Raw genomic sequence first — 13,245 nt, forward strand, 5'->3', positions numbered from 1 at the left:
CGATCGGCACCGGCCCCGGCGGCCGACCGCACCCGGGTCAGGGCAATAGGCCCGGACGACCCGGTGACTCGAACAACGGCCGCCCGCCGCGGCCGCAGACGCGACCGGCACAGCAAGAAGGTCAATGACGGCGGGCGGCGCCAGGAATGGCGCCGCTCACGCCCGGGGCGAGGTCAGGACAGCGCGGACGCGACGCTGCTGCGCAGCTTCTGGAACATCGACTGCAACGAGCGATCGAACAGCGATTCGCGCGGGACGATGACGGCCAGACCACGATCGAGCAGGTCGTCCAGTTCGGCGCGGCCTTCCTCCCGCCACAACGTGCCGTCGGTCTTGACCAGGATCGTGCGTCCGGTGAACGCACCGATCCACGACACCTTGCCACGACCTGCCCGGCTTGGTTTCGGATCCGTGGAATCCTCGGCGCCAGCCACGTCCGCGTCGTCCTTGAACCCGATCCAGTCGCCGACCTTCCAGCGCGGGGGCGTCGACTTGTTGGGGATCGGCTTGAGCTTGAATGTCGATACGCGCGCATCCACGCCGGTTTCCCCGGCAGACGATGCCGAGACGGATTCCGCATCCGTGACCGCGGCCCTGTCATCGGCGCGCGCGGTGGCTTCGTCTGAACGCGGTTGCAAACGTGGGGCAACCAGCCCCTCGAGCCAGTTCCAGCGGAACGTCGGGTCGACCTTGATGCGACCGATGCGGACTTCCGCCCAGTGGCGGAACGTGTTGATCCAGCGCGCGCGTGCTTCCGCGGGAGCCGACCCTTCGCCGAGCACGCCGGCCCAGGCACGTTCGATGTCCGCCCAATCCTGCTCAAGGCTCGCCCGCGCCTGCGGATCGGGCATCGGAGAGAGCAAACCGACGACGGCGTCGAGCTGGCGGTCCAGCCACAACGCCTCGTAGGAACGCTTGCCGCGCGCCTCGCAGATCCGGACTTGGTGGTTGACCCAGAAAATCGACAGGGCGTGGCGCAAGCCTTCGGGAACCGACTTTCCTTCGAGCCGTTCGCGCATGCGCGCGGTCGCGGCCAGACGAATCTGGTGTTGATGCGCGGGCTGCTCGGCGGAATCCGACGCCGACGCGGGCTCGTCCTGCGCCGCTTCCTCCGGCAGTTCGGCCGGAGCCGGCGGTTCGGCGCTCGCCAAGGGCGCGACCTGATCGCGCTCGCGCTCAGCCGCGCGTGCTTCGAGCATGTCCGACCAGGCGCGGAACTGAGCCCGCTCGCGCTCGAAGAACGCGCGGGTGACATCGTGGTTCTTGACGATACGACCGACTAGGGAATGCATCCTCAGCATCTTCTCGGCCAGCATCGGGCTGTCCGGCGTGCATCCTTTTCCGACCTCGGCCAGCCGGTCCATCAGCGCGCGTGCCGGGTGGTCGGCATCGGAAAACATCTCCGCGTCGATCAGGGCCAGACGCAGATAGGGCAACTGCAGGCGCGACAGCAGCGCCTGGACCGCGGCTGGCAACGCGTCGTCCTTCTGGATGAAGCCGAACATCATCGCGACCATGTCGATGACGTCCTCATGCTCGCCAAGCGCGACGTTGCGCTCGTCCGCCTGCCCCGCCTGCGCGGATGGCCTGCCCTGATGCAACCGGCTGCCGAGATTGCGACGCAATTCGAGCTTGAGCCGCTCGGGATCCCAGAGATCCTCTTCGGCATCGCCCACCCACGAGGTCGGCAGCGTCGGCGGCGGCAGGGAGGCGAGCACCTCCATCAAGGTTTCCAGCCCCAACGCCTGTGTCGCGGATTGCGCGGCATCGCCACCCCAGGCTGCGCCATCCAGCGCACCGTCGCCGGCAACACCGTGGTGGCCACCCGCATAGGCACGCGATGCGGCATAGCGTGCGAGGCGCCGATGTTCGAGCAGGGCGCGCACCGAGGCGGTCAGGCGAGCCTGCTCGACGGTCTCCGGCGGCAGATCCTGCAGCGACGTGTACATCGAACCGGCGTGCATGCCGTCGCGACTCAAACCAGCAAGTTGCGCGGCCGTTGCGTGCGCACCCGCATCAAGCCCCGGCACGGTCTCGAGCCAGGAGCGCTCCTCCGCCGTGACATGCTGACGCGCGTTTGCGCCGGGAGGCGGTGTCGGATGCATCGCCGCGGATCGGCGCTGCACCGGCGAAGACCAGTTCCAGTGCGGCGCGACGCCACCCTGCACAAGCATGCGGTTGAGCTCCTGGCAGGTGACGCCGGTCATGCTCACCACGATGCGGTCGAACAGCTTAAGTACGACCAGAGCGACTTCGACGGGAAGATCCGGCGATTCGTCCAGGGATTTGGCGAAGGTTCGCACCAGCACGGCAGGTGCCGCGGGAACTTCGTCAGCCTGCACGTCCGCGCCACTGCGCAGGATGGACAGGCGATGAAGCAGCGGCGGCAACTCCATGCGGCATAGCGAGGAACCTCGGGCGACGGCGCTTTCCACGGCAAGATTGCGCTCAAGCGTCACTTCGTCGACCAAGCTCAATCCCGCGAATCCCCCGCCCACCGTCATGCCGCCGGCGGCGACCAGGCGCGGACGAAACGCACCTGGCGCCTGCGGACGCAGGGCATTCCAGCCTTCGGCGAGATGATCGAACCAGGTCTGGGTGAGGACGTCGCGATTCCTGCGCAGGATGCGCATGCCCTCGAAAAACTGCTGGGACGAGGATTCGGAGCGGTCGAACAACGTGTCGTCGAGCTTCTCGAAGAGCTGGGCGGAAAGCGGGCGAAGCAGCTCAACCTGCGCGTTGCTCAGGCGCCCCCACCAATCCTGTCTCGGGACGGAGTCGCCGTTGCGCTTGGAGTCGTCATCGAACATCCCGGGCGGTTTCCCGAGAGGGGCGCTGTATGGAGGGACGGGCGACGCCATGGCAATACTTCCCCTGAGGATCCTCGCCCTGCCCCCCAAAAGCCCGGCGACGACCTGAAAACCAACGACTGTCGCGATGTTAAGGAAAAGGGAAATTTTCGTTCGTGACGGACTTCTCTTTTATTTCAATCACAAACGCGCGATTCCTCACAGTCTGCTAACCGTCCGCGAGCACGGACACGATGTTTCAGTCCCGTTGCGGAATCGATGCGCTGGCCGTTCAGACAGCGATGTCACTGCGACGGGCGCCCAGCTGCCGATTTTTACCCGGTCTTTACGCAGCATGGACGATTTCCTACGCCTTCCTTATGCGCCCAAACCTAGAGTGGCGGCCTGTCTTGATCGATACGTTCACAAGGATTGCCGCTATGGATGCCTGGTATCTGCTGTTGTTGGTTGCGCTGATCGGTTCGACCGCCGCTTTCCTGCGTTTGTGCGCGTGGCTGGAGGACCGGCCGTGATCGTCTTCTTCGTCGTCGCGACGATGGCGCTCACCCTGACCGGCCTGTATTTCGCCCTGTGCAAGAACGGAGCGAAGCGATGAGCACCCTCTATTGGTTCGCCGCCGTGATCGCGTTCGGACTGACCATTTATCTCACCATCGCCCTGCTCAAACCGGAGTGGTTCGAATGACCGCGAATACCTGGCTGCAGATCGGCATCTATCTGGCCGTGCTGCTGCTCCTCGTCAAGCCGCTCGGCGCCTACATGGCCGCCGTGTTTTCCGACGTTCCCAACCGGGTGACGCGTATTGGCGCGCCGGTCGAACGTCTGCTCTATCGTCTCAGCGGCGTACGCATCGACGAGGATATGAACTGGAAGCGATACGCCGTGGCCATGCTCGTGTTCAACGTCTTCGGCCTGCTCGTCGTCTACTTGCTGCAGCGCATGCAGCAGTGGCTGCCGCTGAATCCGCAGGGTTTCGGCGCGGTCGCGCCCGATTCGGCAATGAACACCGCGATCAGCTTCGCCACGAATACGAACTGGCAGGGCTACGGCGGCGAATCGACGATGAGCTATTTCACCCAGATGCTTGGTCTCGCCGTGCAGAATTTTCTGTCTGCTGCGACCGGCATCGCCGTGCTGATCGCGCTGATTCGCGGCTTCATGCGCAAGACGGCACAAGGTATCGGCAACTTCTGGGTCGACATGACCCGCAGCACCTTGTACGTGCTGCTGCCGCTGTCGTTCCTGCTCGCGCTTGCGCTTGTCTGGCAAGGCGTGCCGCAGAACTTCAAACCCTACGCAACCGTGCCGCTGCTGCAGGCGACGACGGCGACGGAAACGGTCAAGGATGCCGACGGCAACGCACTGAAAGATGCCGCGGGCAAGGACATGACGAAGGAATCGCCGGTCACCGAGCAATCGCTGCCTCTCGGCCCGGCCGCCTCGCAGATCGCGATCAAGCAGCTCGGCACGAACGGCGGTGGCTACTACAACGCGAACTCGGCGCACCCTTACGAGAACCCGACGCCGCTGTCGAACTTCCTCGAAGTGCTCGCGATCCTGCTGCTGCCGGCCGCGCTCTGCTACACCTTCGGCGCGATGGTCGGTGACCGCCGCCAGGGCTGGGCGCTGCTGGCAACGATGTTCGTGATCTTTGTGCCGCTGCTGATCGGCTGCGCGCTCGCCGAGCAAAGCGGCAATCCTGCGCTGAGCGGTTTGCCGCTCGATCAACAGGCCGGCGCCTTGCAGGCCGGCGGCAACATGGAAGGCAAGGAGACGCGCTTCGGCATCGTCAACTCGGCGATCTGGGCGACAGCGACGACCGCCGCGTCGAACGGTTCGGTCAACGCGATGCACGATTCGTTCACGCCGCTCGGCGGTCTCGTGCCGATGTGGCTGATGCAACTTGGCGAAGTGATCTTCGGCGGTGTCGGTTCGGGTCTATACGGCATGCTCGCGTTCGCCGTCGTCGCGGTATTTATCGCCGGTTTGATGGTGGGACGGACTCCCGAGTATCTGGGCAAGAAGATCGAAGCCTACGAGATGAAGATGGCGAGCCTCGTCGTGCTGATTCCGTGCGCTCTCGTCGTCATCGGCACTGCAATCGCCGTGCTCGCACCAGCCGGCGTCGCCGCCATTGCCAATCCCGGCATCCACGGCTTCAGCGAGATCCTCTATGCGCTGTCGTCGGCATCGAACAACAACGGCAGCGCATTCGGCGGACTGTCGGCGAACACCCCGTTCTGGAACGTGCTGCTCGGCATCTGCATGTTCCTCGCGCGCTTCCCGCTCGCGATCGGCATGCTCGCGATTGCCGGTTCGCTCGCGGCGAAGAAGCACGTGCCCCAATCCGCCGGCACGCTGCCGACGCACACGCCGCTGTTCGTCGTCCTGCTCGCGAGCACCGTGATCGTGATCGGCGCGCTGACCTTCCTGCCTGCGCTTGCGCTCGGGCCGATTGCGGAACAGCTGGTAGCGCTTGGGCACTGAAACAACGTCATTTCGGCAATCCCCGCCGGAATGACGAGCAAAAGACAATTCTTCGGAAATCCAACATGTCCACTTCACACGCAAGCGCGCTCGACAAAGCGCTGCTGATCCCAGCGATCGGCGACGCGTTTCGCAAACTTTCGCCGCGCGCGCAGTTCCGCAACCCGGTGATGTTCGTCGTCTTCGTCTGCAGCATCCTGACCACGCTGCTGTGGTTGCAGGCGCTGCGCGGGGACGGCGAAGCGCCGGCCGGCTTCATCCTCGGCGTCGCGCTGTGGCTGTGGTTCACGCTGCTGTTCGCAAACTTCGCCGAGGCGATCGCTGAAGGCCGTGGCAAGGCGCAAGCCGCCTCGCTGCGTGGTGCGCGCAAGGATGTCGTCGCGAACAAGATTCCCTCACCCGATCAGCGTGACCGCGTCACCGTCGGCGCGGCGCACGATCTGCGCAAAGGCGACTTCGTCATCGTCAATGCCGGCGAATTCATTCCCGGCGACGGCGAGATCGTCGAGGGCGCGGCAACTGTGGACGAGTCCGCAGTCACCGGCGAATCTGCGCCCGTGATCCGCGAGTCGGGCGGTGACCGCAGCTCGGTCACCGGCGGCACGCGCGTGCTGTCGGATTGGATCATCACGCGCATCACGAGCAATCCCGGCGAGAGCTTCCTCGACCGTATGATCGCGATGGTCGAAGGCGCGAGCCGGCGCAAAACGCCGAACGAAATCGCACTGACGATTCTGCTAGCCAAGTTCTCGCTGATCTTCCTGCTCGCCTGCGCGACCTTGCTGCCCTACTCGCTGTATGCCGTGCGGAGCGCGGGCCACGGCGAACCGGTGACGATTACCGTACTCGTCGCCCTACTCGTCTGCCTTATCCCGACCACGATCGGCGGCCTGCTCTCGGCGATCGGCATCGCCGGCATGGATCGCATGATCCAGGCCAACGTTATCGCCATGTCGGGCCGTGCGGTCGAGGCCGCGGGCGACGTCGACGTGCTGCTGCTCGACAAAACCGGCACGATCACGCTCGGCAATCGCCAGGCGGTCGCATTCCATGCGGCGCCCGGTGTCGACGACAACGCGCTTGCCAACGCCGCGCAGCTCGCCTCGCTCGCCGACGAAACGCCGGAAGGCCGCAGCATTGTCGTCCTCGCGAAAGAGAAATTCGGCCTGCGCGAACGCGAAGTCGGCGGCAGCGGCGTCGTCTTCGTTCCGTTCACCGCGCAGACGCGCATGAGCGGCGTCGACCTCGGCGCGCAGCACATTCGCAAGGGCGCGCTCGATGCGGTGAAGAAGTACGTCGAGTCGCTCGGCGGCCAGTTGCCGGCGGCGGTGACGCGCGTCGCCGAAGACATCGCCCGCAAGGGCGGCACGCCACTCGTAGTCGCCGAGAACGATCAGGCGCTGGGTGTCATCGAACTCAAGGACATCGTCAAAGGCGGCATCAAGGAGCGATTCGCCGAGCTGCGCCGCATGGGCATCAGGACGATCATGATCACCGGCGACAATCCGCTGACCGCCGCATCGATCGCGGCCGAGGCTGGCGTCGACGACTATCTCGCCGAGGCGACGCCCGAAGCCAAGCTCAAACTGATCCGCGATATTCAGGCCGAAGGCCGCCTCGTCGCCATGTGCGGCGACGGCACCAACGATGCGCCTGCGCTCGCCCAGGCCGACGTCGCCGTCGCAATGAACAGCGGCACCCAGGCTGCGAAAGAGGCCGGCAACATGGTGGACCTCGACTCGAACCCGACCAAGCTCATCGAGGTGGTCGAGATCGGCAAGCAGTTGCTGATCACGCGCGGTTCGCTGACCACGTTCTCGATCGCGAACGACGTGGCCAAGTACTTCGCGATCATTCCGGCGGCGTTTGCGTCGACCTATCCCGCGCTCAACGCGCTCAACGTCATGCACCTCGCGACGCCGCAGAGCGCGATTCTGTCGGCCGTGATCTTCAATGCGCTGATCATCATCTTCCTGATTCCGCTTGCATTGAAAGGCGTCCGCTACCGCGCGGTCGGCGCGGGCGAACTGCTGCGCCGCAATCTGCTCGTCTACGGCGTCACCGGCCTGATCGCGCCGTTCGTTGGCATCAAGATCATCGACGTGATCCTCGTCGCGCTTGGCCTTGCCTGATTTTCACCAAGCTGCCCATTTTTCAAACAAGAAAGACCATGAAGAAGAAATATACTTTTGCAATTCTTGCCTTTTCCATTTCCGCAACCGTGCATGCGCAAGCTCAAAGTACGGCACAGGAAGTGCCGGCGTACACAATCACCGGCAATCTCGCGCTGACTTCCGACTACGTCTTCCGCGGCCTGACCCAGACCTGGGGCCGGCCGGCGATCCAGGGCGGCGCCGACCTGGCCATGGCCAACGGTTTCGCCGCGGGCGTCTGGGCATCGAGCATCAGCGGGCGCAGTTATCCGGGCGGCTCTATGGAACTGGACCTGTACGCGAGCTACGGCCGCGCGATCAACGATGACTGGTCCTGGCGCGCGGGACTCTACGGCTACGTCTATCCGGGCGCGAACCTCGACCACGCCGGCCTGGCCTCGCGCTCGCTCGACACGCTCGAAGCGAACTTCGCCGTGTCGTGGAAGCTGTGGACTCTGAAGTGGAACCGCGCGCTGACCGACTACTTCGGCGCCGACGTCGAACAGGGCTATCGCGCCGACTCCAGGGGCACGAACTATTTCATGCTCGAAGGCGCGGTACCGCTCGATGCGAAATGGACACTGACCCTGCACGCCGGCTACACCGATTATTCGACCCGACTCGCCGCGCCAAATGTGCACGGTGCAAGCGATCCGAGCTACGCCGACATCGGCTTGGGCGTGAAATACCAGTTCAACGAACACTGGACCCTGCTCGGCGTCGCCACGCACGCGAGCAATTCGCGCTTCTATCGCGACACCGCCAGTTTCCAGAACGCGAACGACACGCGCGACGTCGGCAGCACGCGCGGTTTCGTCCAACTGCAAGGGAGTTTCTGAAATGAGCAACTTGCTCCGTCCCGCGTTATCGCTGCTGCTCATGCTGACCGTTGTGAGCGGCGTGCTCTACCCGCTCGCGGTCACCGGCGTCGCGCAGGCGATTTTTCCGAACCAGGCCAACGGCAGCCTGATCGAACGTGACGGCAAAGCGATCGGCTCAGAGTTGATCGGCCAGCTGTTCACCGATCCGAAATATTTCTGGAGCCGGCCGTCGGCGACCGCGCCGTTCGCGGACAACTCCGCGTCGTCCGGCGGATCGAACCAGGGCCCGACGAATCAAGCATTGACCGACACCGTCAAGCAGCGCATCGATGCCTTGCACGCGGCCGACCCGGGCAACCCCGCTCCGATTCCGACCGATCTCGTCACCACATCGGGCTCGGGCCTCGATCCGGACATCTCGCCTGCCGCGGCGCGGTATCAGCTCGCACGCGTGGCGCGTGCGCGTGGGCGCGGCGAAGCGGAAATCGCCGCGTTCATCGAGCAGGCGAGCGCGGGACGCCAGTTCGGCGTGCTCGGCGAATCACGCGTCAACGTGCTGCGCCTCAACCTGCTGCTCGACAGCGCTGCGTCCGCAAAGTGAGGCACAGTCCCCTTCCCGGAGCACGCCGCGACGCTTATCATCGGGCATCGCTTCGGGGGAATCGATCGCAATGAACTTTCGTCGCGCCTTGTTTGCACTAGCGTCGCTATGCATCGCCTCGACGGCAACGGCCCAGCTCGTCGTACCGGCAGGCAGTTCATTCGCCCTTGGCGGCGGCGATGTCGATCTCGCCAGTTCCGGCGTGCAGGTCGGCGGCTTGCTCTCGGTCGCGGGCGGCAGGATTCTGGATGCCGCGAATGTCGCCATCCTGGCGGGCGGCACGCTCGACGGTGGCAGCGGACAGATCGTCCTGTCCGGCGACTGGTCGAATGCAGGCAACTTCATTCCCGGCAGCGGCAGCGTGAATTTCGTCGACGGCGGCGCGCCGTCGCAGATCGGCGGCAGCACGGGCTTCGCCAATCTGAGCTTCGTCACCGCAAGCGGCAAGAACTATGTCTTCGCCGCAGGCAGCACGCAGACGATCGCCGGCCTCCTGACGATCGCCGGCACGGCGGCGCAGCCGATCCAGTTCCGCAGTTCGGCCGCGGGCCAGGTCGCCAACATCAACCTGCTTGCCGGCGGCTCGCAAAGCATCGTCCATGTCGGCGTGTCCGACGTGCACGCCACGGGTCAACATCTCGCCCCGAACCTGAGCAACGAGGGCGGCAGCGGCAACGCGACCGGCTGGTTCGCCGCGATCGTCGCGCAGACCGCAATCCCTGCAACTGCGCTTTCGCCCATCGGCTTGCTGCTGTTCGCGCTCGCCTTGCTCGCCGTTGTTTGGCACTCTCGCCGGTATCGATTCAACAGCTAGTCTCTCCCAGATAAAGAAGTACTCGGGTATCGACATGCACAACCTGCTATTGCGCCGGTCATTGCTGGCGCTCGCCATCGCCGGCGCGCTTTCATTCGCGGATGCTTCCGCACAAGACGTCACCGTCACTCCCCCGAACGGAGGTGGATTCGCCGTCAAGGACAGCAGCGGCAATACCGTGCGCTTTCGCGTCGACGCGAATGGCAACGTGATCGTTCCGGGGCTGGGCTCCGCCGCGCGGCAAGGCACGCTGGTCTGCTTCGACACGGCGACCGGGACATTCGGACCATGCGCAACCGGCGTAGGCGTCGGCAGCGGCGCCACCGGTGCAACAGGCGCCACCGGTCCGATGGGAGCTACCGGTGCGACTGGAGCCACCGGCGCCTCTGGAGCAGCAAGTGCGACGGGGGCAACAGGCCCCGCGGGGCCGATCGGTGCAACCGGCGCTACCGGTCCGGTCGGACCAGCCGGTGCGACCGGTCCGCAAGGCGTGCAAGGCATCAGCGGCGCAATAGGAGCAACGGGAACCACCGGCGCAACCGGTGCCTCGGGAGCCCCAGGCGCTACCGGGGCTAACGGTGCGTCGATGAACTTCCGGGGGACCTGGAGCAATTCCGCTATTTATGCTCCCAGCGATGCCGTGTACTTCAACGGTTCGAGCTACATCGCTTTGGCCGGCAATCTCAACATCACTCCGGGCACCGATGGCTCCGTCTGGGCCTTGCTGGCCCAGCAAGGCGGCACGGGGGCAACTGGCGCGACCGGAGCCACCGGCGTTTCCGGTGCTACCGGCGCCACGGGTTCCACTGGCGCCACCGGCCTTCCCGGGGCGACGGGTGCGACCGGCATCCAAGGCCCGAGCGGCGTGACCGGGTCCGCGGGTCCTGTCGGTGCAACGGGCGCGACCGGCGCGACCGGCGCCCAAGGCATTCAAGGTGTCGTCGGCCCGACCGGCGCAACGGGTGCGGCCGGAACGAACACCCTCATGCTGATCCGCAACTGGCAAGGACAAAGCGGTCCGCTTTTCACCGGCTTCAGCCCCGCGACGATTATCGGCACGGGCTCGCCAGACTGCGCGACGGGCCAATTGGCCAACTGCTCCTACAGTTTCGTGCCGTCCTCCTGCACGTCGATTTCCAATCTGCGCATCCAAACGGTCAGCAACTTGGGCCAGATCGTTACCTGGAGCATCGTCACCGGGTCGCCCGGCGTCGCCCCTTCCGCCGGGTCAACTCCGGTACTCCCATGCACGACGACCGCGGCTGCTGCAACCAGTTGCAACAGCGGCGCTGCGACGGCATCGGTCACCGGAATGAGCACCATCGCGCTCAGGGGCTCGTGGACCGGAACGCTGACCGCCGGCACCACCACGCCGGGCACGGGCGCATTCTTCTACGCGACCGTGGACTGCCACTGAGCGTGGTGTCGTCGATGAAGCCGCGCGTGCCGCTGCCACACGCGGACAGTTCACGCTAATCTCTCAGCATGCGTATCTGCCTTTCGATGATCGTCAAAAACGAGGCGCCCGTGATCGGGCGCTGTCTGGCCTCGGTGCGCCCGTACGTGCAGGCGTGGGCGATCGCCGATACCGGATCGACCGACGGCACCCAGGACCTTGTGCGCCAGGCGATGGACGGCCTGCCCGGAGAACTGATCGAGCGGCGGTGGGTGGATTTCGCGACCAATCGCAACGAGGCGCTGGCGCTGGCGCAAAAGCACGGCGATTACGCGCTGATCATCGACGCCGACGAGGTGCTCGAAGCCGACAAGGGCTTTGCCTACCCGAAGCTCGACGCACCGGGCTACATGCTCGAACTCATCTACGGCGACACGCGCTACCGCCGCGTGGCGATGCCGCGACTCGATCTCGACTGGGTCTGGCGCGGCGTTCTGCACGAGGCGCTCAATTCGGTGCATGCGGCGCAGGCGCGCTACCTGCCCGGCCTGCGCATCCGCGTGCATACCGACGGCGCGCGCAGCCAGCTCACGCAGCGCGAGAAGTTCAGCCGCGATGCCGAAGTGTTGCGCAAGGCACTCAAGGACGAACCCGGCAACGCGCGTTACGCGTTCTACCTTGCCCAGAGCCTGCGCGACGCCGGCGACCTTGCCGAGTCGATCACCGCCTACGAGGCGCGCGTCGCGATGGGCGGCTGGGTCGAAGAGGTATACTTTTCCAAGCTGCAGATCGCCGTGCTCAGGGAACGCATCGGCGCCGCGCCGGCCGAGATCGCCCTCGCCTATCTCGATGCCTACGACTACCGCCCGACGCGCGCCGAGGCGCCGTGCGAATTCGCGCGCTGGAACCGGCTGAATCGCCGCTTTGCGGTCGCGCGCGATTTCGCCCGCATCGCCATGAACACGAAGTTGCCGAGCGACGTGCTCTTCATCGACCGCCCGGTCTACGACTGGCGCGCGAAAGACGAACTCGCCGTCGCGCTGTACTGGTGTGGCGAGCGCGAGGAAAGCGCGCGCCTTTGCCGCCAGTTGCTCGCCAACGAACGCCTGCCCGCCGCGCAGCGCGAACGCATAGCCAAGAACCTCGATTTCGCGCTTGCCAAGGCCTGATCGCTTTGCGCCCCGCGCGCCTGTGCGTGCGAGAATGAGGCATGTCCGCAAACCTGCCCGAGCGCCGCTCGCCTGATCAGCGCCTCGACCCCGACGAACTGCTCGCGCGCATGCGTCGCGAGGAGGCGCGCGCGCGGCGCGGGCGGCTGAAGATCTTCTTCGGCGCCGCGCCAGGCGTCGGCAAGAGCTACGCGATGCTCGAGGCCGCGCGCAAGCTCGCGGTCGAGCATGTCGATGTCGTCGTCGGCTACGTCGAGCTGCACGGTCGCGAGGAAACGGAAAAATTGCTCGAAGGGCTGGAAGTGCTGCCGCCGCAGAAGCTCGAACATCGCGGCGTGACGCTGACCGAGTTCGATGTGGACGCCGCGCTCAAGCGCCATCCGCGCGTGGTCTGCGTCGACGAACTCGCGCACAGCAACCACGCCGGCGCGCGCCATCCGAAACGCTGGATGGACGTCGAGGAGCTGCTCGTCGCCGGCATCGACGTCTACACGACGGTCAACGTGCAACACATCGAGAGCCTCAACGACGTGGTCGCGCAGATCACCGGCGTGCATGTGCGCGAAACCGTGCCCGACCGCGTGTTCGACGCGGCCGACGAGGTCGAACTCGTCGACCTGCCGCCCGACGAACTGCTGCAGCGCCTGCGCGAAGGCAGGGTCTACGCGAGCGAAAAAACCGGCCAGGCGCTGACTTCGTTTTTCCGCACGGGCAACCTGCTCGCGCTGCGCGAACTCGCGCTGCGCACGACGGCCGATCGCGTCGACGCCGCGCTGCGCCCCTACCGCGAGGATCACGCGATCGCCGAACCCTGGGCCGCGGGCGAGCGCGTGCTCGTCTGCATCGGCCCCGATCCGCTGTCCGAACGCGTGGTGCGCGCCGCGCGCCGGCTCGCGACTGCATTGCATGCTGGCTGGATCGCCGTCTACGTCGAGACGCCCGCACTGACGCGACTGCCGCGCGCGGCGCGCGATCGCGTCATTACCAATCTGAAA

The 13,245-nt window shown here is 65.6% G+C and carries 9 protein-coding genes and 1 pseudogene; 9 read left to right on the plus strand and 1 reads right to left on the minus strand.

The window, feature by feature from the left end:
• Positions 1-173: 173 nt before the first annotated feature.
• On the minus strand, positions 174-2,810 hold the full coding sequence (locus VF497_RS09275) for a DUF1631 family protein (RefSeq protein ID WP_330887946.1): 2,637 nt from the start codon (positions 2,808-2,810) through the stop codon (positions 174-176).
• A 591-nt stretch (positions 2,811-3,401) separates the two neighbouring features.
• Between VF497_RS09275 and kdpF the strand changes: the two genes are divergently transcribed.
• The 9 genes and pseudogenes from kdpF to VF497_RS09320 form a co-directional block, all read left to right on the plus strand.
• The gene (gene kdpF, locus VF497_RS09280; RefSeq protein WP_330887948.1) at positions 3,402-3,494 is read left to right on the plus strand and encodes a K(+)-transporting ATPase subunit F; all 93 of its coding nucleotides are present in this window, start codon (positions 3,402-3,404) and stop codon (positions 3,492-3,494) included.
• Positions 3,491-5,296 (plus strand): potassium-transporting ATPase subunit KdpA, encoded by a 1,806-nt coding sequence (kdpA, locus tag VF497_RS09285; RefSeq protein WP_330887950.1) that lies wholly within the window; start codon positions 3,491-3,493, stop codon positions 5,294-5,296. The genes kdpF and kdpA overlap by 4 nt, the downstream gene beginning before the upstream one ends.
• 65 nt (positions 5,297-5,361) lie before the next feature.
• Entirely contained in the window at positions 5,362-7,428 is a 2,067-nt protein-coding gene (kdpB, locus tag VF497_RS09290) for a potassium-transporting ATPase subunit KdpB (RefSeq protein WP_330887952.1), read from the plus strand.
• 38 nt (positions 7,429-7,466) lie between these two features.
• Positions 7,467-8,288 carry a TorF family putative porin gene (locus VF497_RS09295; protein WP_330887954.1) on the plus strand — a complete coding sequence of 274 codons (822 nt, stop codon included), beginning with the start codon at positions 7,467-7,469 and terminating at the stop codon, positions 8,286-8,288.
• A gap of 1 nt (position 8,289) precedes the next feature.
• On the plus strand, positions 8,290-8,871 hold the full coding sequence (kdpC, locus tag VF497_RS09300; protein ID WP_330887956.1) for a potassium-transporting ATPase subunit KdpC: 582 nt from the start codon (positions 8,290-8,292) through the stop codon (positions 8,869-8,871).
• A gap of 70 nt (positions 8,872-8,941) precedes the next feature.
• The gene (locus VF497_RS09305; RefSeq protein WP_330887958.1) at positions 8,942-9,685 is read left to right on the plus strand and encodes a hypothetical protein; all 744 of its coding nucleotides are present in this window, start codon (positions 8,942-8,944) and stop codon (positions 9,683-9,685) included.
• 34 nt (positions 9,686-9,719) lie between these two features.
• Complete coding sequence (locus VF497_RS09310; RefSeq protein WP_330887960.1) at positions 9,720-11,102, plus strand: hypothetical protein; 1,383 nt, start codon at positions 9,720-9,722, stop codon at positions 11,100-11,102.
• Positions 11,103-11,170: 68 nt separating this feature from the next.
• On the plus strand, positions 11,171-12,250 hold the full coding sequence (locus VF497_RS09315) for a glycosyltransferase family 2 protein (RefSeq protein WP_330887962.1): 1,080 nt from the start codon (positions 11,171-11,173) through the stop codon (positions 12,248-12,250).
• A 41-nt stretch (positions 12,251-12,291) separates the two neighbouring features.
• A pseudogene (locus VF497_RS09320) lies at positions 12,292-13,245 on the plus strand (two-component system sensor histidine kinase KdbD); the annotation flags it as partial.

The sequence above is a fragment of the Rudaea sp. genome (assembly GCF_036383415.1).
Lineage (GTDB): Bacteria > Pseudomonadota > Gammaproteobacteria > Xanthomonadales > Rhodanobacteraceae > Rudaea.